The 21185-nt window shown below is 67.7% G+C and carries 18 protein-coding genes; 1 reads left to right on the forward strand and 17 read right to left on the reverse strand.

Features of this window, described 5'->3' with window-relative positions:
- Positions 1 to 95: 95 nt before the first annotated feature.
- The gene (locus tag C8D78_RS15975) at positions 96 to 713 is read right to left on the reverse strand and encodes a hypothetical protein (RefSeq protein ID WP_120954855.1); all 618 of its coding nucleotides are present in this window, start codon (positions 711 to 713) and stop codon (positions 96 to 98) included.
- A gap of 197 nt (positions 714 to 910) precedes the next feature.
- Here C8D78_RS15975 and C8D78_RS15980 point away from each other — a divergent pair, with 197 nt between their 5' ends.
- A complete protein-coding gene (locus C8D78_RS15980; protein ID WP_120954920.1) occupies positions 911 to 1369 on the forward strand; it encodes a flavin reductase family protein in 459 nt (152 codons plus the stop codon).
- A gap of 16 nt (positions 1370 to 1385) precedes the next feature.
- Here C8D78_RS15980 and dnaE read toward each other — a convergent pair whose 3' ends face one another.
- The 16 genes from dnaE to C8D78_RS16060 form a co-directional block, all read right to left on the reverse strand.
- Positions 1386 to 4943: a DNA polymerase III subunit alpha gene (dnaE, locus tag C8D78_RS15985; protein WP_120954856.1), complete on the reverse strand. Its 3558-nt coding sequence runs from the start codon at positions 4941 to 4943 to the stop codon at positions 1386 to 1388.
- A 103-nt stretch (positions 4944 to 5046) separates the two neighbouring features.
- The gene (locus C8D78_RS15990; RefSeq protein ID WP_120954921.1) at positions 5047 to 6012 is read right to left on the reverse strand and encodes an RluA family pseudouridine synthase; all 966 of its coding nucleotides are present in this window, start codon (positions 6010 to 6012) and stop codon (positions 5047 to 5049) included.
- Positions 6013 to 6028: 16 nt separating this feature from the next.
- A complete protein-coding gene (gene lspA, locus C8D78_RS15995; RefSeq protein ID WP_120954857.1) occupies positions 6029 to 6607 on the reverse strand; it encodes a signal peptidase II in 579 nt (192 codons plus the stop codon).
- Positions 6608 to 6755: 148 nt separating this feature from the next.
- The gene (locus C8D78_RS16000) at positions 6756 to 7448 is read right to left on the reverse strand and encodes a DivIVA domain-containing protein (protein ID WP_120954858.1); all 693 of its coding nucleotides are present in this window, start codon (positions 7446 to 7448) and stop codon (positions 6756 to 6758) included.
- Positions 7449 to 7626: 178 nt separating this feature from the next.
- Positions 7627 to 7935, reverse strand: coding sequence for a YggT family protein (locus C8D78_RS16005; RefSeq protein WP_120954859.1), 309 nt, complete (start codon positions 7933 to 7935; stop codon positions 7627 to 7629).
- A 138-nt stretch (positions 7936 to 8073) separates the two neighbouring features.
- Positions 8074 to 8604 carry a cell division protein SepF gene (locus tag C8D78_RS16010; protein WP_120954860.1) on the reverse strand — a complete coding sequence of 177 codons (531 nt, stop codon included), beginning with the start codon at positions 8602 to 8604 and terminating at the stop codon, positions 8074 to 8076.
- Between the two features lie 87 nt (positions 8605 to 8691).
- The gene (locus tag C8D78_RS16015) at positions 8692 to 9510 is read right to left on the reverse strand and encodes a YggS family pyridoxal phosphate-dependent enzyme (RefSeq protein WP_120954861.1); all 819 of its coding nucleotides are present in this window, start codon (positions 9508 to 9510) and stop codon (positions 8692 to 8694) included.
- Positions 9503 to 10252, reverse strand: a complete 750-nt coding sequence (locus tag C8D78_RS16020; RefSeq protein ID WP_120954862.1) for a purine nucleoside phosphorylase YfiH/LACC1 family protein — start codon at positions 10250 to 10252, stop codon at positions 9503 to 9505. Before C8D78_RS16020 ends, C8D78_RS16015 begins: the two co-directional genes overlap by 8 nt.
- Positions 10253 to 10378: 126 nt before the next feature.
- Positions 10379 to 11596, reverse strand: coding sequence for a cell division protein FtsZ (gene ftsZ / locus C8D78_RS16025; RefSeq protein ID WP_120954863.1), 1218 nt, complete (start codon positions 11594 to 11596; stop codon positions 10379 to 10381).
- A gap of 309 nt (positions 11597 to 11905) precedes the next feature.
- A complete protein-coding gene (locus tag C8D78_RS16030; protein ID WP_120954864.1) occupies positions 11906 to 12817 on the reverse strand; it encodes a cell division protein FtsQ/DivIB in 912 nt (303 codons plus the stop codon).
- Positions 12810 to 14207 (reverse strand): UDP-N-acetylmuramate--L-alanine ligase, encoded by a 1398-nt coding sequence (murC, locus tag C8D78_RS16035; protein ID WP_120954865.1) that lies wholly within the window; start codon positions 14205 to 14207, stop codon positions 12810 to 12812. Before murC ends, C8D78_RS16030 begins: the two co-directional genes overlap by 8 nt.
- Before the next feature lie 4 nt (positions 14208 to 14211).
- Positions 14212 to 15396 (reverse strand): undecaprenyldiphospho-muramoylpentapeptide beta-N-acetylglucosaminyltransferase, encoded by a 1185-nt coding sequence (gene murG, locus C8D78_RS16040; RefSeq protein WP_167467932.1) that lies wholly within the window; start codon positions 15394 to 15396, stop codon positions 14212 to 14214.
- A gap of 10 nt (positions 15397 to 15406) precedes the next feature.
- A complete protein-coding gene (gene ftsW, locus C8D78_RS16045) occupies positions 15407 to 16912 on the reverse strand; it encodes a putative lipid II flippase FtsW (protein WP_120954866.1) in 1506 nt (501 codons plus the stop codon).
- A gap of 2 nt (positions 16913 to 16914) precedes the next feature.
- Complete coding sequence (gene murD / locus C8D78_RS16050) at positions 16915 to 18516, reverse strand: UDP-N-acetylmuramoyl-L-alanine--D-glutamate ligase (protein WP_120954867.1); 1602 nt, start codon at positions 18514 to 18516, stop codon at positions 16915 to 16917.
- Positions 18498 to 19607, reverse strand: a complete 1110-nt coding sequence (mraY, locus tag C8D78_RS16055; protein ID WP_120954868.1) for a phospho-N-acetylmuramoyl-pentapeptide-transferase — start codon at positions 19605 to 19607, stop codon at positions 18498 to 18500. Before mraY ends, murD begins: the two co-directional genes overlap by 19 nt.
- On the reverse strand, positions 19604 to 21184 hold the full coding sequence (locus C8D78_RS16060) for a UDP-N-acetylmuramoyl-tripeptide--D-alanyl-D-alanine ligase (RefSeq protein WP_120954869.1): 1581 nt from the start codon (positions 21182 to 21184) through the stop codon (positions 19604 to 19606). The genes mraY and C8D78_RS16060 overlap by 4 nt, the downstream gene beginning before the upstream one ends.
- Between the last annotated feature and the right edge of the window lies 1 nt (position 21185).

Below are 21185 nucleotides of genomic sequence, written 5' to 3' on the forward strand. Positions count from 1 at the left end.
GATCATTTTACGTGCCCGGCGGTCCGAACCGTCGCTGTGACGCCGCCGCGGCCCGCTCCGCCCGCGCCTGCCGGCCCTCCGGTGACCCCGGGGCGTCAGGCGCGGGGCTTATTGCCGGAGCCCGGGAAGAGGGCGTTGAGGAAGATGGCCAGGGCGATCGCCCCGGGCCAGATGGCGAGGACCGCGTAGGACCGCAGTGAGAAAGCGACGCTGGCATTGGCCGAGGTATCGGCCGGCGCTCCCCACAATTGTGCGCTGAGGATGCCTGTCCCCCAGGCGAGGAGCGTGCCGGCAACGCCGGCGAGGACCATCAGCAGGATGGTGCCGGGCCGGGGTTGTTCGTGTTTGGACCCGGCCACGAACGATCCTGCAATGCAGCCGGCGAGCAGGCACAGTCCTCCCAGCACCAGGTCCCTGGGCAGCCAGGTCGCGGTGTTCGTGCCGGCGGCGAGGTCCGGGTTTCCGGTCAGCAGGTTCAGGCCCGACGGCGACAAGAGCCACCAGAGCAGACCCACCGGGATGCCGGCGGCCGCGATGACGGCGGCCTTTTGCCACCGGGTCCGGCCTGGTGCGGGCTGCCGGCCCGGTTCCGCGGACGTCTCAGGCTGCTCGGACGTCTCAGGCTGCGCGGACGTCTCCGGCTGCGCGGGCGTTTCCGGGTGCGCGGGCTCGCCGGTGTGCCGGACCGAACCGTCTACTGCGGGGTGTGTCATGCAACAAACGGTAACAAGGATTCCGCCGTCCGGGCACATGACGCCGCGAGAGGCAACATGACGGCGGCCGGAAACAAGTGCCCCAGCGGCGGCAAGCGGAATACGCTGGCAGAGTAGGGACATGACACGCACGTGCAGCAAGGGGTTGGATCGCAGTGGCCACAGATGAGGGAATCTTCGAGGGGACTTTCAGGGAAATGTTCCGCCGGCACGCCGCGGGCGTGGCCATCATCACCGCCAACCACAACGGCGTCCCGTTCGGGTTTACGGCGACGTCGGTGGCGTCGCTGTCCGCGAAGCCGCCACGGTTCACGTTCAACATGGCCAGGACCTCCCGCTCGTGGCCGGCCGTGGCGAACGCCACTTACATCGGCGTGCACATGCTGGGACTGGAAAACCAGGACCTCGCCGACCGCTTCGCCCGCGGCGGAAACCGGTTCGACGGCGACCACTGGGAACTCGGGCCGCACGAGGTACCCGTGCTCAAGGACGTCACCGGGTGGCTGATCGGCAAGGTGCAGATGCGGCTGTCATTCGAGAACAACGCCGTCGTGGTGGTCGAGGTGGTGGAGGGCCAGGTCGGAGCGGACGGCGCTCCCCTGCTCTACCACTCCGGGGGTTACAGCCAGCCCGTTCCGCTCGACTACGAGATCTGAAGGGCCCGCCGCGCCGTTAGTTGTCCAGGCACGTCGGGCCAAGCAGCACCTTCAGGTCCCCGAACAGCGACGGGCTCGGGTTGACGCGCAGATGCACCGGCAGGCCCATGACCTCCACCCGGGTGTCGCCTTGGAGGTGCAGCCGGACCTCCGAGTTCCCGCGGTGGGTGCGCAGGACGTCACCCAGCTCGGTGACGACGGCCTCGGTGGCCTTGTGGGTGGCCATGGTGATCACCACGGGCCCGTTTTGGCTGTCGCTGAGGTCCGGCACGGAAAGTTCCATGCAGTTCAAGGTGACGGCGCCGTCGTCGCGCCGCTGCAGGCGGCCCTTGACCACCACGATCAGGTCCTCTGCCAGCACCGAGGCGATGGGGCCGTAGACCTGGCCGAAGAACATGACCTCCATGGAACCGGCGAGGTCCTCGATTTCGGCGCGGGCGTAGGCGTTGCCGCTGGCCTTGGCGATCCTGCGGCTGAGCGAGGTGATCATGCCCGCGATGGTCACGATCGCGCCGTCCTGGGGCCCGTCCTCGGCGATGATCGAGGTGATGGACCGGTCCGCGTGCTGGCTCAGCAGCCCTTCCATCCCTTGCAGCGGGTGGTCTGAGACGTAAAGGCCGAGCATGTCGCGCTCAAACGCCAGCTTGTCCTTCTTCTCCCATTCCGGGAGGTCGGGAATTTCCGTGCTGAGCGAGGCCTCCGGCTCCTGGTCCTCAAAGCCGGCGAAGAGGTCGAACTGCCCGATCGCCTCGTTGCGCTTGAGCGTGATCACGGAGTCGATCGCTTCTTCATGGATCATCGCCAGGGCCCGGCGGGGATGGCCGAGCGAGTCGAAGGCGCCTGCCTTGATCAGGGATTCGATGGTGCGCTTGTTGCAGACCACCGCGGGAACCTTGAGGAGGTAGTCCTTGAAGGACGTGTAGGCGCCTTCCTTTTCGCGCGCCGCCACCATGGCTTCGACGGCGTTTACGCCGACGTTGCGGATGGCTCCCATGCCGAAGCGGATGTCTGTGCCCACCGGGGTGAAGTTCAGGGCGGACTCATTGACGTCTGGCGGCAGCACCGTGATGCCCATCCGCCGGCATTCGTTGAGGTAGATCGCCGACTTGTCCTTGTCGTCGCCCACCGAGGTCAGCAGGGCAGCCATGTACTCCGGCGCGTAGTGCGCCTTCAGGTACGCGGTCCAGTAGGAGATCACGCCGTAGGCGGCCGAGTGGGCCTTGTTGAAGGCGTAGTCGGAGAACGGCAGCAGGATGTCCCACAGGGTCTTGACGGCGGCCATGGAATAGCCGTTGTCCTGCATACCCTGCGAGAAGCCGGCGAACTGCTTGTCCAGCTCGGATTTCTTCTTCTTGCCCATGGCGCGGCGCAGGATGTCGGCCTGGCCCAGGGTATAGCCGGCCAGCTTCTGCGCCACGGCCATGACCTGCTCCTGGTACACGATCAGCCCGTAGGTCCCGCCCAGGATCTCGGAGAGCGGTTCCTCCAGCTCCGGGTGGATCGGGATGACCTCCTGGATCTTGTTCTTGCGCAGCGCGTAGTCGGTGTGCGCGTTGGCGCCCATGGGTCCGGGCCGGTAGAGGGCCAGCACCGCGGAGATGTCTTCGAAGTTGTCAGGCTTCATCAGCTTCAGGAGGGAGCGCATGGGCCCGCCGTCGAGCTGGAAAACGCCCAGCGTGTCTCCCCGGGCCAGCAGCTCGTAGGACGCCACGTCATCCAGCTCAAGGGTTTCGAGGTCGAGGTCGATGCCGCGGTTCATCTTGATGTTTTCCAGGGCATCGGAAATGATCGTCAGGTTTCGCAGCCCGAGGAAGTCCATCTTGATCAGGCCGAGGCCCTCGGACGTCGGGTAGTCAAACTGGGTGATGACCTGGCCGTCCTGGAAGCGGCGCATAATCGGGATGACGTCGATGATGGGGTCCGAGGACATGATGACGCCGGCGGCGTGCACGCCCCATTGCCGCTTCAGGCCCTCGATGCCCAGCGCCGTCTCGAAGACCTTGGCGGCCTCCGGGTCGGTGCTGATCAGCTGGCGGAAGTCCCCCGCCTCGCTGTAGCGCTTGGACTGGGGGTTCTGGATGTCGGCCAGCGGAATGTCCTTGGCCATCACGGCCGGCGGCAGCGCCTTGGTCAGCGTCTCGCCCATGCTGAACGGGTAGCCCAGCACGCGCGAAGAGTCCTTGAGGGCCTGCTTGGTCTTGATGGTGCCGTAGGTGACGATCATGGCCACACGTTCGTCGCCGTACTTGCGCGTGACGTAGTCGATGACCTCGGAGCGGCGCCGGTCATCGAAGTCGACGTCGAAGTCAGGCATGGAGACGCGGTCCGGGTTGAGGAAGCGTTCGAAGATCAGGCCGTGGTGCAACGGGTCAAGGTCGGTGATGCGCATGGCATACGCCACCATGGAACCGGCGCCCGAGCCACGTCCGGGGCCCACCCGGATGCCGTTGTTCTTGGCCCAGTTGATGAAGTCGGCCACCACCAGGAAGTAGCCCGGGAAGCCCATGGAGGTGATGACTTCCAGTTCATAGTCGGCCTGCTTGCGGACCTTGTCCGGGATGCCCTGGGGATAGCGGTACTGGAGTCCCTTATCCACTTCCTTGACCAGCCAGGACGTTTCGTCCTCGCCCTCGGGGCAGGGGAACCGGGGCATGTAGTTGGCGCCGGTGTTGAAGGAGACTTCGCAGCGTTCCGCGATCAGGAGGGTGTTATCGCACGCTTCCGGGTGGTCGCGGAACAGTTCCCGCATTTCCTGCGGCGATTTCAGGTAGTACCCGCTGCCGGAGAAGGCAAAGCGCGAGCCGCCGTTGTCGTAGGTGGGCTCCAGGAGGGTGGAGCCGGACTGGATGGCCAGCAGCGCCTCATGCGCCTTCGCGTCGTGCTCGTGCGTGTAGTGCAGGTCGTTGGTGGCCACCAGCGGCAGGTTCAGGTCCTTGGCGAGGCGCAGCAGGTCCCCGGTGACGCGCCGTTCGATGTCCAGGCCGTGGTCCATGAGTTCGCAGAAGTAGTTCTCCGCACCGAAGATGTCACGGAATTCCGCGGCGGCCTCAAGCGCCTCGCGGTACTGGCCAAGCCGCAGCCGGGTCTGGACTTCACCGGACGGGCAGCCGGTGGTGGCGATGAGCCCCTCCGAGTAGGTGTTCAGCAGCTCCCGGTCCAGCCGGGGCCATTTGCCGAAGACCGAGTCCAGCGAGGCGATCGAGGAGGCGCGGAAGAGGTTCCGCATGCCCACGTTGTTGTAGCTGAGCAGGGTCATGTGGGTGTAGGAGCCACCGCCGGAAATGTCATCCTTGCGCTGGTGCTCCTCGCCCCACCGCACGCGGGTCTTGTCCCCACGGGCGGTCCCGGGGGTCACATAGGCTTCGACGCCGATGATGGGCCTGATGCCCTGGTCGGTTGCCCGCTTCCAGAAGTCGAAGGCGCCGAACAGGTAGCCGTGGTCCGTCGTGGCGAGGGCCGGCATGCCGAGCCGCTCGGTTTCGTCGAACAGCTCACCGAGCCGGGCGGCACCGTCCAGCATCGAGTACTCGGTGTGGTTGTGGAGATGGACAAACGAGTCGTTGCTGGAAGTCACCGGACCATTCTAGTGCCGTGCGGCGGCCGTGGCGTGACGCCACGGCGCCGGCAGCGCAGCTGGCGGACGCCGCCGCGCCGTCACGCCGTCACGCCGGGCGGGTTCAGGCGTTTCCGGACTCCAGGACCTCAAGGGCGTACGAGAGGTCCTGCGGGTATTCGCTGGTGACGGTGACCCGCTCCCCCGTCCGGGGGTGGTCGAAGGAGAGTTCCCGGGCGTGGAGCCACTGCCGGGTGAGCCCGAGGGTGGCGGCCAGCCTTGGGTCGGCGCCGTAGGTGAGGTCACCGGCGCAAGGGTGGCGCAGGGCGGCGAAGTGCACCCGGATCTGGTGGGTGCGGCCGGTTTCAAGGTGAACTTCCACGAGTGAGGCCTTGCCGAAGGCCTCCAGCACTTCGTAGTGCGTGATGGAGTCACGGCCGTCCTCGATCACGGCGAAGCGCCAGTCATGGCCGGGGTGGCGGCCGATGGGCGCGTCGATCGTGCCGGCCAGCGGATCCGGAAGGCCTTGGACAACCGCGTGGTAGACCTTGTCCACGGTGCGTTCCTTGAAGGCCCGTTTGAGCGCGGTATACGCATTTTCGGTCTTGGCGACCACCATGACGCCGGAGGTGCCGACGTCGAGCCGGTGGACGATCCCCGCACGCTCCGGGGCGCCCGACGTCGAAATCCGGTAGCCGAGTCCGGCGAGGCCGCCGACCACGGTGGGCCCCACCCAGCCGGGCGAGGGGTGGGCGGCAACGCCGACCGGTTTGTCGATGACAACGAACTCGTCGTCATCCAACAGGACCTTCAAGCCTTCCACGACTTCCTCCACGATTTCCAAGGGGTCCCGGCGCTCGGGCACCACGACGTCCAGCACCATGCCGGCGGCGAGTTTGAGGGATTTCCCGACCCTCTTAGCGTTGCTGCTGACGTTGCCTTCGGCGATCAGGACCGCCGCCTGGGAACGGGAAATATCCATCAGCCGGGACAGGCCGGCGTCCACGCGCGAGCCGGCAAGGTCCTCCGGAACCGTGAACCGGCGGTGCTCTGGCGCTGCAGCCCCGGCGTCGCCGGCCAGCTCTGCCATATTTTCAGCCGAGGTTTCAGACATCTTTGGCCACCGTTTCCTTCGTGTGGCGCGAGCCGTCGAGGGAAATGCCGCGGAGCGTAAGCAGGCAGATGATCACGACGGCCGAGACGACGGCTGAGTCGGCGATGTTGAAGATCGCGAAGTTCGGGAGCTGGATGAAGTCCACCACGTGGCCCATGGCGAAGGACGGCTCGCGGAACAGCCGGTCGGTCAGGTTGCCGAGTGCGCCGCCGAGCAGCAGCCCGAGTGCCAGCGCCCACCACAGTGAGCCGAGCCGGCGCAGCTGTAGCAGGATCGCGACGGACACGGCCACCATGATGATCGTGAACACCCACGTCACGTTCTCGCCGATCGAGAACGCCGCCCCGGAATTGCGGATGTAGAACCAGTGCAGCAGCGGCGGAAGCACGGGTATCCGCTCGCCCTCCGTCATGGTGCTCGTGACCCACAGCTTGGTCAGCTGGTCGAGGGCATAGGCGAACACGGCGATCGCAGAGAACAGGACAAACATCGCCGCCCGGCGCGGCCGGACAGGGCCGGACTGTACCGCCTCTGCGGGCTGTTTGGCGTCTGGTGAGGGTGCTTCAGTCATAGTGCTTTCGATCGGGAGCCAGTACGGAGACCGGGGATGGTGCCCGGCAAGTCCCGGCACCGGCAGCGGCGGCGGAACATTGCGGGAAAGGAAAAGCCGGCGGCCGAGGAAACCTCAGCCACCGGCTTTCAGAATACTTTGCTTTTGCCTAGCTGGCTTCGCCAACCTCGGGGGCAGCAACGGAGCCGCGGGCGTCGAGGTCACGGAGCTGGCCTTCGATGTAAGCCTTCAGGCGTGAGCGGTAGTCGCGCTCGAAGCCGCGCAGCTGCTCGACCTTGCGTTCCAGGACGGAGCGCTGCTGCTCGAGGGCACCGAGGATCTTGCGGGACTTTTCCTGCGCGTCGTTGACCAGGCTGCTGGCCTCGATTTGCGCCTCAGCAATGATCTTGTCCCGCTGCTGCTCGCCGTCGGCGATGTGCTTGTCGTGCATCTGCTGCGCCATGGCCAGCAGGCCGGCGGCGGACTCGGATGCCGGGGTGGCGGCGGTGCGTGCCGGTTCGACGGCCTGGGCCTTGGCGGCCTGCTCGGCGTCCCGCTTCTTGGCAGCTTCTGCCGCCGCCTTTGCCTTTGCCTCGGCCTCGGCCTTGGCGGCGTCTTCCTTCTCGGCCTTGACGGGTGCCGGCACCTTTTCCACGACCGGAGCCGCGGTGGTGGAGCTGGCAGGCGTGCCGGCGCCGAGCTCGGCGAGCTTCTTGCGCAGCTCGTCGTTCTCCTGGTTCAGGCGTCGCAGTTCCACGACGATCTCGTCCAGGAAGTCATCAACTTCATCCTGGTCGTAGCCTTCACGGAACTTGGTCGGCTGAAAGCGCTTGTTGACAACGTCTTCTGGCGTCAAAGCCATCTGGTCACCTCGTTGGTCTAGTTAGTCAGTAGGCCTTCCGGCCGTCAAAACTACGGTACCTAAATATGGTCTGGTTCCTCTAATTCAACACCGCAGTGTCAAACCGGAGTTTCTATCGGTTCGGGCATCAGCCCGGGTCAGTCGCTATTCGTACTGCTCAGCGTTCGTGCGTCGCGGCTCATGCGGCGATCGACTGGGAGTACACCAGGCCCTTGACGAACCACATCGCAACGCTCACGGCCACAAACAGCAGCAGGAATCCGACGTCGAGCGACATCCCGCCCAGCCGCAGCGGCGGGATGAGCCGGCGGAGCAACTTCAGGGGCTTGTCCGTGACCGAATACACAGCATGCGCGGCCACGAGGGCCATTCCGCGCGGCCGCCAACTCCGGGCAAACATCTGCACCCAGTCGAAGACCAGGCGGATGATCAGTGCCACGAAAAAAAGCAACAGAGCGATATAGACGAGCCCAAATACAATTCCCATGAGCTAACTCATATCTCCATGTTCATTCCGGATACCGCGGTGTCCTAAGGAAAGTCCTGCTTCTATTTCAACACGGATAATTCCGCACGGATGCCAGGCAGGTCTCCCCCGCCTGGCATCCGTGCGGAATTTACGGCTCTAGCTTTGGTTGAAGAAAGTCGCCTGGGTCTCGCTGGTCTTCTTGTCATCGCCAATGACCTCGATGTACGACGGCGAGAGCAGGAAGACCTTGTTCGTCACCCGTTCGATGCTGCCGCGAAGGCCGAAGACAAGGCCGGCGGAGAAGTCCACGAGGCGCTTGGCGTCAGCTTCGCCCATGTCGGTGACGTTCATGATCACGGGGATGCCGTCGCGGAAGCTTTCGCCAATGAGCTTGGCGTCGTTGTACGACCGCGGATGGATAGTGGTGATCTGCCGGAGTCCGGTGGTCTCTTCGCGGCTCGATGCCGCGCGCTTTATAGGTGTCACAGGTGCGCGATATTCCTCTTCGGCGGCGTAAGGCTCTTCCCTGGGGACCTCGCGGACGGGCGCCGGGGCACGTCGTTCCTCGCGGTCCTGCTCCATGGATTCGTCCTCATCCTTGTGCGGTGTGGGGTGCTCAGACTCGTAATGTTCGTCGCCGTCGGCGAGCCCAAGATAGATCATTGTCTTGCGCAGAGCGCCAGCCATGGTCGACTCCTAATCTTGTCCGTAAGCGGGCCGCTTAATGACTAGATAGCCTTGGAATCCCCGCCAGTACCTTCCAATACGTCGAACTTACCGCAGCGCCGGACGCGGACCGAGAATATCGGAGCCAATGCGGAGGTGTGTCGCCCCGAACCGGACGGCTTCTTCGAGGTCCTGGCTCATCCCGGCCGATATTCCGGTGGCCTCCGGAAATTGCGCGGCCAGCTGCCCGGAAATGCCGGCCAGTTTCTCGAACGCGGCCGCCGGTTCCGCACCGAGAGGCGCAACGGCCATGACGCCGGCAAGCCGCAGCCCGGCGGCACCGGCGAGCTGTTCGGCCAGGCCCAGGACCTCGTCGGGGGCGGCGCCGCCCCGGTGGGCCGCCGCCAAATCGCCGGCCTGTTCGGCCAGGTTGACCTGAATGAAGCAGTCCAGGGCCGGCCGGCCGGTGCGGTCGGATTCGGCGGCCATCGCCTTGGCGAGGGCGGCAGCCAGGGCGGGCCTGTCCACGGAATGCACGGCCTGGGCGTATTTCACCACGGACTTGGCCTTGTTGCTTTGGAGCTGGCCGATGAAATGCCAGCGCAGGCCGAGGTCCCCGAGCTGGGCCGCTTTTTCCGCGGCCTCCTGGTCCCGGTTTTCCCCGACGTCGGCAATGCCCAGCGATGCGAGCCGCCGGATGTCCTCCGCGGGGTGGAATTTGGTGACCACGATCAGCCGGGGCGGGTTCGCCTGCCGGCCGGCGGCGGTCACGGCCGTGGCGATTCTGCGCCGGACTGCCGCCAGGTTCCGCTCCAGCTCCGCCAGCCGGGAGTCCTCCACCGGCCCGGCCGGCGCGGCTGGAGCAGAACCGCCGGCCACATCAGGGTTCGGCGGGTTGGCGTCCCGGCCCTGCACCTGCTCAGTCATGACCCGGCGCTCCCGTTGCGCCCGGGGCGGCCGTCCACACGAGGCCGGCGAAACGTCCGGTCTGGCTGTTGCGCCGGAAGGAGAACAGGGTGTCGTCCTCGAGGGTGCAGCCTCCGCAGTATTCGATCGCGACGCCGTCCGCCTCAAGCTGGCTCCGCACCCCGGCCGGGAGGTCCAGTCCGGGGGTGCCGGTGGACGTGGTGCACCAGGTGGCCGGGACGGTGGCGGCAACATCGGCGCGCAGGCCCTCGGGCACCTCATAGCAGCGCCCGCAGACGGACGGGCCCACCCACGCGCCGATGCGGTCCGCGCCCAGTTCCCGCAACCGCGCGACCGCGGCCGGCACCACGCCGGCGGCCACACCCGGCCGCCCGGCGTGGACGACGCCCAGCACCGGCTCACCGGCCGGGCCCTCGCCGACCAGCACCACCGGCACGCAGTCCGCCACCATGACGGCCAGCGGCTCGGTCAGGGTCACCATGGCGTCGGCGGTGGGGGCGGCCGGGGCGCCGGTCACATTCTCCCCGCCGGCCCCGCCGACGATCGTTGCGACGTCGGCGCCGTGGACCTGGTTCATGTATTGGAAGGAGCGGCCGCCCAGTCCCGCGGCCGCTTCGAGCTCCGCGCGGCGGCGGCGCACTTCCTGTGGGTCATCGCCAACATGCAGCGCCAGGTTTCCGGCCCCGGCGTCGGTGAAGGCCACCCACACGCCGGGCCGGACTTCAGCCCGCCAGGAAAACAATCACAACACCGCCATCGATACGTTCGGAATTCTTGCGTTCACATGATCCACCGTAACCCGCCACAAAGCAGCATGGCACCGCCGGGCGGCGGTGCCATGCTGAAAGCGGGTGGTCTACTTCACGAATTACTTCAGGAAGTCGGGGACGTCCAGGTCATCGGAGTGGCGGCCGGACAGGTCCGGCTCCACGACGGCCGGAAGGTCGACGTCGAAGCCAGAGTCGGCCGGGACAGCGGAGGGACGCTGCTGGCCCCAGCCGCCGTAGCCGGAGGCGCCGACGGCGGCGTGCAGCGGCTGGACCTGTGCGGAGGCGGGTGCCTGCGCCGGGGCCGGGGCTGCGGACGCCGGGCGCTGCGGCGCGGCCGGCAGGGACTGGTCCATGGACGGCGAGGTAGCCTTGACGTCGTCGAAGCCCGCGGCAATCACGGTGACGCGTGCCTCGTCGCCCAGGGCGTCGTCAATCACGGCGCCGAAGATGATGTTGGCCTCGGGGTGGGCCACTTCCTGCACCAGTCGTGCCGCCTCGTTGATTTCGAACAGGCCCAGGTCCGAGCCGCCCTGGATGGACAGCAGGACGCCGTGGGCGCCGTCGATCGATGCTTCCAGCAGCGGGGAGGCGATGGCGAGCTCGGCGGCCTTGACGGCACGGTCCTCGCCGCGGGCCGAACCGATGCCCATGAGCGCCGAGCCGGCGCCCTGCATGACGGACTTCACATCGGCGAAGTCGAGGTTGATCAGGCCCGGCGTGGTGATGAGGTCGGTGATGCCCTGGACACCCGAGAGCAGGACCTGGTCGGCGGAACGGAACGCGTCCAGGACCGAGACGTTGCGGTCGCTGATGGAGAGGAGGCGGTCGTTCGGGATCACGATCAGGGTGTCGACTTCATCGCGCAGGGCGTCGATGCCGGCCTCGGCGGACCCGGCGCGGCGGCGGCCCTCGAAGGTGAAGGGGCGCGTCACGACGCCGATCGTCAGGGCGCCAAGGGAACGGGCGATGCGGGCCACGACGGGCGCGCCGCCGGTGCCGGTGCCGCCGCCTTCGCCGGCGGTGACGAAGACCATGTCCGCGCCGCGGATGACCTCTTCGATTTCATCGGCGTGGTCCTCGGCGGCCTGACGGCCGACCTCGGGGTTCGCGCCAGCACCGAGTCCACGGGTCAGCTCACGCCCGACGTCGAGCTTGACGTCGGCATCGCTCATCAGCAATGCCTGGGCATCGGTGTTGATTGCGATGAATTCGACGCCGCGAAGACCGACCTCGATCATGCGGTTGACTGCGTTCACGCCACCGCCGCCGATGCCGACGACCTTGATGACGGCCAAGTAATTCTGCGGAGCTGCCACGTTACGTGTCCCTTGTTCGTGTACTAATGCGAAAACTTATCGAGTCGTCCTTGAAGCTTTGAACCTTAACCTTCGACTTGAAGGTTATAGTTATGTCAAGTAACTCATGTCTGTGACGGTATTTCCTATGCCGGGGACATTCAATAACCGGCGCCGCGTGTCGCGGGAATACCGGTCAAATAGCCCCGTATCTGGTCCTGCAAGGCCCGGATGTCCCTCAGGGGGCCGCCCGGGCGGTGCCCGCGGGGAGGCCGCTTCATCAGCGCCGCGCCGGCCGCCCGTCGGGGCCGCCCCGGAACCGGCCGCCCGCTACCGGGTAACGGGGTGCCGTGGCACGCTGACATCGTAAACCTGTACCGGATTTTTCGGGTCGGCCGGAACCTTCAGGAGGGCCGCGAGAACCCGGGCCTTGAGCTCCTTCTCCCCCGCGTTGCCCCATACGATGGACTGCCCGTCGACGAGCTTGAGCTGGACGGCGTCCGCGGAGGCGGCCGAGGCGTTGGAAAGTTGTGAGAGCACGTCCGCCGGCAGCGCCCCGAGCACCGCGGTGATGGCCTGGAACAGGTCCTTCGGCAGCGTCCCGCTGCCGCCGTCGATCACCGGGAGCGGGACCGAGCTGGCGTCCTTGGTGGTGCTCAGCTGAACACCGTCGACGTCAACGAGCTGGAAGATGTTGCCTTGTTTGACAAGGGCCACGGGGATGCGTTCGGTGATACGCACCTGCAGTGTGGATGGCGGCAACGCCTTCGCGGTGACGTCCTTGACCTGAACCAGGGGCTTCAGGAGCGCCCGGACCTCCTGCTCGCTGATCTGCGGCAGCGGTTTGCCCATGAGCGGCGCCAGGGCGGTCTGGACCTTTTCAGGGCTCACGATCTTGGTGCCCTGCACGGAGACCGTCCGCAAGGCGAGCACCGGCGAGTAGACGGCGGCCGCGACGATCCCCGCGATCAGCACGGCAACAATGCCGATGGTGCTGAGCAGGATGCGTTTGCGGCGTTTGCCTTTCGGCTCGGGGAAGGACAGCACGTTGTCGGCCGGTGCGGCCGCCGCGCCCGGGCTGTTCCGGGCGTGGCCGTTCCCCGTGTCGGAGGAGTTCTTGGATGCCGAAATGACATCCGTGCCGGTTCCGCCGGACGCTGGCCCGGCGCCGGATCCGGAACCGGTGCCGGACCCGGTGCCATTGGTGCCGCCGCGGTACTGGGGGCGCCTGGTGCTAGCCACCGGCGGCCTCGATCCTCAATGCCTCGACGATTTGCGGGCCGTAGGCCGTGACGTCGCCCGCGCCTGCGGTCAGCACGATGTCCCCGGGCGCGGCTGCGGCCACAACGGCCTGCACCGCTTCCCCGCCGGGGCCGACAAGGCTGCCGCCGGCTCCGAGGTGCTCGGCGATCAGCCCGCTGGTGACACCGGGAATGGGGTCTTCGCGGGCCGGATAGATGTCCAGGACCAGGGCCGTGTCCGCGCTGTTGAGAGCCTCGGCGAACTCGCGGGCGAATTCGCGGGTCCGCGAAAACAGGTGGGGCTGGAAGAGCACGTGCACCTTGTGCTGCCCGGCGACGGCCCGCGCGGCGGACAGCGCGGCGCGGACTTCCGTCGGGTGGTGGGCATAGTCGTCGTAGACCCGGATACCGCGTCCTTCGCCCTTGAATTCGAAACGGCGCGAGGCTCCGGAGAAATCCGCCAGCGCCGCGGCCGCCGTCTCCGGCGCGACGCCGAGTTCGAGCGCGACGGCGAACGCGGCGGCCGCGTTGAGCGCGTTGTGCCGTCCCGGAACCTGGAGGTCAAGGCCGAAGGTTCCGGCCGCCGACGAGATGCCCATCCGGCCGCTGTCTTCGTGCAGCCGGATGGCGGCGTCGGCCGCCGTGCCGTAGAGGACCACGCGGGTGTTGCCGCGGGCCAGTGTGCGCTCCGCGAGGGCCTTGGCCCCGGGGTCGTCCGCGCAGGCCACCAGGACGCCCTCTGCCGGGAGCAGCGCCGTGAAGCTGTCGAAGGAGGCATACACGGCCTCGGCGGTGCCGTAGAAGTCCAGGTGGTCCGGCTCGACGTTTGTGACCACGGCGATCGTGGGGCGGTAATTCAGGAAAGAGCCGTCCGATTCGTCGGCCTCGGCGACGAAGATCCCCGAGGAGCCGTGGGCCGCGTTGACTCCGAGCGCCGGAACGTTGGCTCCGATGGCGAAGGACGGGTGCAGGCCGGCTCCTTGCAGAAGGACCGTGATCATCGACGTCGTGGTGGACTTGCCGTGCGTTCCGGCGACGGCCACCACGGTGTCATCGGCCATGGTGGCGGCCAGGGCCTCGGAGCGGTGCAGTACCGGGAGCCCGGCCGCGCGGGCCGCCGCGAGTTCGGGGTTGTCCGGCCGGATCGCCGAGCCGGCGACCACGGTCTGGGCGTCGCCGAGGTTCCCGGCAGCATAACCGACCGCAATCCGTGCGCCGGCGGCCGCGAGGTCCGTCATGACGGGCAGCGCCTTGGCGTCGGAGCCGCTCACCGGGATGCCGCGCGCCACCATGATGCGGGCGACGGCGGACATGCCGACGCCGCCGATGCCAATGAAGTGCACGCGGCCCAGGGAAGCCAGGGAAGGGGTGGGGTGATGTGGCTGGGTCATGGCTCTACTGCTTCCTGCCGTGCTGTGTGGGACGCTGCTGTGTCGGGCCCTGCTGGTTCCGGCTGAGCTGGTTCCTGCTGTGCTGGTCAGAGGACGCGACCTCGAGGATGAGGTCGGCCATGCGCCGGTCCGCATCCCGGATCCCGAGCTGTTCGGTGCTGGCGGCCATCCGGGCCAGCCTGTCCTTGTCCAGCAGCAGGGGAATGATGTTGTCGCGGATCCAGTCAACGGAGAAGGCCTCGTCGTCGACGATCAGCGCCCCGCCGGCGGCGACAAGGCCCGCGGCGTTCAGGGCCTGTTCGCCGTTGCCAATGGGCAGCGGGACGAAGACGGCGGGCACACCCACCGCGGCGACCTCGCAGACGGTGGCCGCTCCGGCCCGGGCCAGCAGCAGGTCCGCCGCGGCGTAAACGGTTTCCATGCCGTCCACGTACTCCACCTGGCGGTAACCCGGCGCGGCGAGCGGCTTGCCGTCGGCGTCGTGGACGGACTTGCCACGGCCGGTGATGTGCAGGGTCTGCACCCCGGCGTCGGCGAGGGCGCCTACCGCCGCGGCGAGGGACCTGTTGATGCTCTGTGCCCCCGAGGAGCCGCCCGTGACGATCAGGGTCGGTTTCGCCGGGTCCAGGCCGAGCGCTTGCCGTGCGCCGGCCCGGGCGGCAGCGCGGTCCAGCCCGGAGATTTCCGGGCGCATGGGCATGCCCACATGCCGGGCGCCGCGGAGTTTGGTCGCGGCGAAGGCGACGGCCACGTGACCGCCGAGGCGGGCGCCGACCCGGTTTGCCAGACCCGGGCGGGTGTTGGCCTCGTGGACCACGATCGGGATCTTCCGGCGCCGGGCGGCAAGGTACATCGGGGTGCACACATAGCCGCCGACTCCCACCAGGACGTCGGCCCCGGCTTCATCGAGGATGGAGCCCGCCTGCTTGACCGCGCCGGCCATCCGGCCGGGAAGCCGGAGAAGGTCCACGGAGGGCCTGCGCGGGAGCGGGACCCGGCTGATGGTGGCCAGCTCCAGCCCGGCAGCCGGAACCAGCCGGGCTTCCATCCCGCCGGGGCTGCCGACGGCCAGGAGGTGCACCCCGGGCCGCGACTGGCGCAGGGCGCCGGCGATGGCCAGGAGGGGACTGATGTGTCCGGCGGTTCCGCCGCCGGCAAGGACCACGGACAAAGGCGACTCGGTGTTCATAAAGGGATGTTTACGCTTTCGTGCGGTTCTTGGATGCGGAGTTTGTGCTCGTGGGCTTTTGGCCTGCACTGCCCGCCGGTTTCCGTGCAGGGTTTCGTGCCGGGTTCGCGGCGGGGCGGCCGGCCGGTTTGCTTGCATTCCGGGCCGCCCGGGCCCGCCGCACTGAATTGGCGAAGGCAGCCGGGCCGAACCTGAGCATCTTCTTCGGCTGCATTCCGGGGTCCATCTGGGCCCGGGCCAGTGACAGGACGACGCCCACCGCACATAGTGACATCAGCAGGGCCGATCCGCCATAGGAGATGAAGGGCAGCGGCACCCCGACCACCGGCGCCAGCCCGGTGACCACCGCCATGTTGACGCTGGCCTGGCCGAGCAGCCACACCATGATGGCGCCGGCCAGGACGCGGTGGAAGACATCGTGCTGGGCGACGACGACGCGGTAGATGGCGGCACCGAGGATGGCGAACAGGACCAGGACGACGAGGGTCCCCACCAGTCCGAGTTCCTCGCCGATGATGGCGAAGATGAAGTCGTTGTGCGCTTCCGGGATCCAGCTGTACTTCTGCCGGCTCTGGCCCAGTCCGACGCCGAACCACCCCCCGGAGGCGAGCCCGTACAGTCCGTTGGTGGACTGGTAGTTCAGGTCTGAGCCATCGGCGCAGGTCTGGCCGGTCCAGGACAGGATGCGGCACATCCGGTTCGGGCTGGTGACGGCGAGGATGGTGGTGCCCAGGGCCAGGACCGCCCCGGCAATTCCGAAGAAATAGAGCCGGACGCCGGCGAAAAACAGTGCGGCGGCGACGATGACCATCACGATCATCGCCGTGCCGAGGTCGTTGCCGGCGAGGATGAGTCCGAGCACGGCGGCGGCGCCCGGTAGCACGACGGGAATGAGCGCATGGCGCCACTCGTGCAGGAGCTTTGCCTTGCGGTTAAGCACTGTGGCCATCCAGAGCGCGAGGGCGAGCTTGGCCGCTTCGGAGGGCTGGAAGGTGAAGGGTCCGACGTCGATCCAGTTCTGGTTGCCCAGTGTGCTGCGCCCCACCACTAGGACCAGGCCCAGAAGCGCGATGGCCAGGAACATGGCCGGCCAGGCAAAGCGTCTGAGCCACACGACGTTCACGCGGGAGAGGACAAACATCGCGAAGACGCCGATCGCGGCGAACCCGCCTTGCTTGAGGGCTGCGGAGTAGGGTGACTCCCCCGCCGCGATGGCTTCGACGCTGGAGGCGGAGAGGACCATCATGATCCCGATCGCCGTCAGGGCCAGGGTGGACCCGAGGATCAGGTAATAGGTGGAACCGTTGCGCGATTTGCCGGTGCCTTCGAGGGCGGACCAGAATCCGCGGCCCCAGGACCGCACCCTCGCCGCGGGAGTGACGGACGGCTTGCGGGGCGCCGAAGCGGTATCCGGCCGCATCACTTCCCCGGCGGTCTTGCCCCCGGAGGGCCTGATGCCGGCGGCCTTGCCGCCGGCGGTTCGAGCCGCCGTCGTACGTGTGGGCGTGCTGACCATTGTTACTCCTCGCTGGTCTGAGCCTGCCCTTCCACGAGCTCGCGGACAGCTTCGATGAAGGCATCGCCACGGTGAGCGTAGGAAGAGAACTGATCCATGGAAGCAGCCGCCGGCGCCAGCAGCACAGTGTCCCCGGAGGCGGCCAGCTGCGCCGCCGAGGCAACAGCCTGGGCCATCACAGTCTCGCTGAAGATCGGCGATGGGCCTGCGTCGGCTTTGACCGGTCCGGCAGTCTGCACCTCTTCAGTCTCGCCCTTCCCCTGCCCGATCACGGGGACATCCGGCGCGTGTCGCTGCAGCGCGGCCTGCAGTTCGCTGGAGTCCGCGCCGATCAGTACGACGGCCTTGAGCCGGTGGGCATGTTCTTGGATGAGGGAGTCGTAGTTCACGCCCTTGGACAGGCCTCCGGCGATCCACACCACATTCTGGAATGCCGACAGTGCGGCGGACGCGGCGTGCGGGTTGGTGGCCTTGGAATCGTTGACCCAGAGCACCCCCTCGTGCCGGGCCACCGGCTGGATCCGGTGGTCGCCGGGGAGATAGTTCAGCAGCCCGGTGCGGACTGCGGACGGTTCCACCCCGTAGGCCCGGACCAGGGCGGCCGCGGCCAGCGCATTGGCCACCATGTGGCGGGGAGCGGCCGAGCCCAGGTCAGCGCTGGAGGCGAGTTCGGCCGCGCTGTCTTTGCGCTCGGCGATGAACGCGCGGTCCACTAACAGCCCTTCCACGACGCCGAGCATGCTGACGGCGGGTGTGAGCGTGGTGAATCCCACGGCCCGGCAGCCCTCCACAACATCCGCGTCCTCGACCATGCGCTCGGTCTCGATTTGCTCGGCGTTGTAGATGCATGCCTTTTGGGTGTTCGCGTAGACCTTGGCCTTGTCGGCCAGGTAGGAGGCGTAGGAGCCGTGCCAGTCCACGTGGTCTTCGGCGACATTTAGGCACACGCTGGCCACCGGTGACACCGAGTGGCTCCAGTGCAGCTGGAAGCTGGAGAGTTCGACGGCGAAGACGTCATAGTCCACCGGGTCGCGCAGGGCGTCCAGGATGGGGGTCCCGACGTTGCCCACGGCGATGGCCTTGAGTCCGGCGGCCTGGAGCATGGACTCGGTCAGGCCCACCGTGGTGGTCTTGCCGTTGGTGCCGGTGATGGTCAGCCAGTCGGCGGTCTTGCGGCCCCGCCGTTCGCGGAGCCGCCAGGCGAGCTCGACGTCGCCCCAGACCGGGATGTGCGCCCGCGCGGCGGCGGCGAGCAGGGCCTGGTCCGGGCGCCAGCCCGGCGACGTCACCACGAGGTCCGGCTTCTGGCCGTCGATCTTTGGAACGGATTCCACGGCCTCTTCGCCCAGCAGGACGTCGGCCGCGCCGACGATCTTGAGGGTGTCGGCCTGGGCCAGCGCCCTGGCACTGGTGGCGGCGTCAACCACCACCACCCGGGCGCCGAGTTCGATCAGAGTATCGGCGGCGGCGAAGCCGGAGACGCCGATGCCGGTGACCACAACGCGCAGGCCGGACCAGTCGGAGTCCCAGCTCGTGAGCCCCTGGAGCCGCGGCGAGGTGGTGAGGGGTGCGGGGATAGGTCCGGTCACAGGAGTACCACCCATTCGGCGTAGAAGATGCCCAGGCCCGCGGCGACGAACAGCCCGCACAGGATCCAGAACCGGACCACCACGGTCACTTCGGCCCAGCCTTTGAGTTCGAAGTGGTGCTGCAGCGGTGCCATCTTGAAGAAGCGTTTGCCCTTGGTGAGTTTGAAGTAGCCCACCTGGATGATGACCGAGAGGGTGATGAGGACGAAGAGCCCGCCAATGAAGGCCAGGAGCAGTTCGGTGCGGGAGAGGATGGCGAAGGCCGCAACCGCGCCGCCGATCGCCAGGGAGCCGGTGTCGCCCATGAAGATCTTGGCGGGCGAGGTGTTCCACCAGAGGAATCCGACCATCGCGGCGCTGAGGATGGCGGCCAGCAAGGCGAGGTCCAGCGGGTCGCGGACCGAGTAGCAGCCGGCGCCGGCCTGCCGCGGAGACCCGCACGCCTGGTTGCTTTGCCAGATGCCCATGAGCGTGTACGCCCCGAACACCATGACCGAAGCACCGGCGGCCAGGCCGTCGAGCCCGTCCGTGAGGTTCACGCCGTTGGTCGCAGCGGTGACGATCAGGTTGGACCACAGGACAAAGAGGATCGCGCCGATCACGGTGCCGGCAAAAGCCAGGTTGAGCCAGGGAATGTCGCGCACCAGCGAGATCTGCGTGGAGGCCGGGGTCAGGCCTGCGGCGTTCGGGAACTGCAGCGCCAGCACGGCAAAGATGATGCCCACGGCGGCCTGGAGGATCAGCTTGGCCTTGGCGTTCAGTCCCAGGCTGCGCTGTTTGGAGATCTTGATGAAGTCGTCCAGGAAGCCCACCAGCCCCATGCCCACCATGAGGAACAGCAGGAGCAGCCCGGAGGCGCTCGGTCCCGGGGAGTGCGGGTTCATCATCCACATGAACAGGTGGGTGAGTCCGTAGCTGACGAGGACCGCCAGCACCACCACGGCGCCGCCCATCGTCGGCGTGCCGCGCTTGGTGTGGTGGGAGGTGGGTCCGTCGTCGCGGATGAATTGTCCGTAGCCCTTGCGGACCAGGAACCGGATAAATAGCGGGGTGCCCACAAACGCGAGGAGCAGGGCCAATCCGGCGCCCATCAGCAGTGCAATCACAGCTGTGCACTCCCTTCGGTGGCGGTTGCGGCGGGTCCCACAGCAGGTCGCTCGGGAGAGTTCTTGGGGGCCTGTGGGGGTAATGCTATCCGATCCCCCAGATGGCGCAGCCCGATGCCGTTCGATGACTTAAACAGGACAAGGTCGCCGGGGAGGAGCTCGGCCTGGAGCAGTTCGTAGGCGTCCTCCGCGGTCTCGGCGAACACGCATTCATCGCCCCACGAGCCCTCGTTCACGGCCGAGACATACAGCGAGCGGGCCTCCCGGCCCACCACGACAAGGCGGGAGATGTTCAGGCGCACCACCTGCGTGCCGACGGCCATGTGCTCCCGGATGGAATCCGGGCCAAGCTCGAGCATGGCGCCCAGGACCGCCCAGGTGCGGCGGCCCTGGCCCAGCTCGGCCAGCGTCCGCAGCGCCGCCCGCATGGATTCCGGATTGGCGTTGTAGGCGTCGTTGATGACGGTCACGCCGTCGGGACGTTCCGTGCGTTCCATCCGCCAGCGGCTGGCCGGGGCCTGGGCGCTAAGGGAGGCCGCGATCTGCGCCCCGGGGATCCCGGCGGCGTGCGCGGCGGCCGCAGCCGCAAGGAGGTTCCCGATGTGGTGGGCCCCGATCAGCTTGGCGGCGACATGGTACTGAGCCGTTCCATGCTGTTGTGTTCCCTGCTGGATGGGGTCGCCGGGCAGGCTGAGCTCGAACTCGGGGTGGCCCGCGGCGTTCAGTTCCACGCCTTCGGCCCTGACCACATCGGGTTGGGCTACATCGGTTTGGCCGCTGTTGTCCCGGCCGGTGCCGGCCGGGCCGGCGGTGTACCCGAGTACGCGGGCCCGGGTGCGGGCTGCCATTGCGGCGACGCGGGCGTCGTCCAGGTTCAGTACGGCGGTGCCCCCGGCCGGCAGCGCCTCGACAAGTTCGCCCTTGGCGACGGCGATGTTGTCGATGCCGCCGAATTCGCCGGCATGGGCGGAGCCGACGCCGAGGACGACGCCGATCTCCGGGCGGACCATGTCCGCGAGGTACCGGATGTGGCCGATGCCCGTGGCCCCCATCTCGATGACGAGGTAGCGGGTGTCGTAATCGGCCTTGAAGACGGTGAGCGGGACGCCGACCTCGCCGTTGTAGGACCCCTGCGGGGCCACGGTGGCTCCCCCGGCGCCGGCAGCGGCGAAGATGCCTGCCAGCAGGTCCTTGGTGGTGGTCTTTCCTGCGGATCCGGTGATACCGATCACCGTGAACGCGGCGCCGGCGGCTGCGCGGCGGGCGCGGATCCGGCGGACCGATTCGGCGGCCAGCGCGCCCATGGCCAGGACGGCGTCCTCGACCACGACGGCGGGGAAGGTTGTCCCGGCCGCGTCGGTGACCTCGCGCTCCACGAGCGCCAGGACGGCGCCCCGGTCAAAGGCCGCGGCCACGAAATCGTGCCCGTCGGCGTTCTCCCCCGGCTTGGCCACATAGAGGGAACCCGCCGTGGCCTCGCGGGAGTCGGTGACCACGGATGCGGGGCTAATGCCCGGTTCCGCGGCCAGCCGGCCGTTGGTTATGTCGGCGATTTCCGCCGCTGTAAATGCAATCATC

This window comes from Arthrobacter oryzae (assembly GCF_003634095.1).
In the GTDB taxonomy this organism is placed as follows: Bacteria; Actinomycetota; Actinomycetes; order Actinomycetales; family Micrococcaceae; genus Arthrobacter; species Arthrobacter oryzae.

What these genes read in the sequence shown, in the direction of transcription:
- murG (WP_167467932.1), bottom strand. Translation starts at nt 15,396, where the DNA reads ATGAACACCGAGTCGCCTTTGTCCGTGGTCCTTGCCGGCGGCGGAACC.
- C8D78_RS15975 (WP_120954855.1), bottom strand. Translation starts at nt 713, where the DNA reads ATGACACACCCCGCAGTAGACGGTTCGGTCCGGCACACCGGCGAGCCC.
- lspA (WP_120954857.1), bottom strand. Translation starts at nt 6,607, where the DNA reads ATGACTGAAGCACCCTCACCAGACGCCAAACAGCCCGCAGAGGCGGTA.
- C8D78_RS16010 (WP_120954860.1), bottom strand. Translation starts at nt 8,604, where the DNA reads ATGGCTGGCGCTCTGCGCAAGACAATGATCTATCTTGGGCTCGCCGAC.
- C8D78_RS16005 (WP_120954859.1), bottom strand. Translation starts at nt 7,935, where the DNA reads ATGGGAATTGTATTTGGGCTCGTCTATATCGCTCTGTTGCTTTTTTTC.
- ftsW (WP_120954866.1), bottom strand. Translation starts at nt 16,912, where the DNA reads ATGGTCAGCACGCCCACACGTACGACGGCGGCTCGAACCGCCGGCGGC.
- C8D78_RS16015 (WP_120954861.1), bottom strand. Translation starts at nt 9,510, where the DNA reads ATGACTGAGCAGGTGCAGGGCCGGGACGCCAACCCGCCGAACCCTGAT.
- murC (WP_120954865.1), bottom strand. Translation starts at nt 14,207, where the DNA reads ATGACCCAGCCACATCACCCCACCCCTTCCCTGGCTTCCCTGGGCCGC.
- C8D78_RS16060 (WP_120954869.1), bottom strand. Translation starts at nt 21,184, where the DNA reads ATGATTGCATTTACAGCGGCGGAAATCGCCGACATAACCAACGGCCGG.
- C8D78_RS15990 (WP_120954921.1), bottom strand. Translation starts at nt 6,012, where the DNA reads ATGGCAGAGCTGGCCGGCGACGCCGGGGCTGCAGCGCCAGAGCACCGC.
- murD (WP_120954867.1), bottom strand. Translation starts at nt 18,516, where the DNA reads ATGGGTGGTACTCCTGTGACCGGACCTATCCCCGCACCCCTCACCACC.
- C8D78_RS16000 (WP_120954858.1), bottom strand. Translation starts at nt 7,448, where the DNA reads ATGGCTTTGACGCCAGAAGACGTTGTCAACAAGCGCTTTCAGCCGACC.
- C8D78_RS15980 (WP_120954920.1), top strand. Translation starts at nt 911, where the DNA reads ATGTTCCGCCGGCACGCCGCGGGCGTGGCCATCATCACCGCCAACCAC.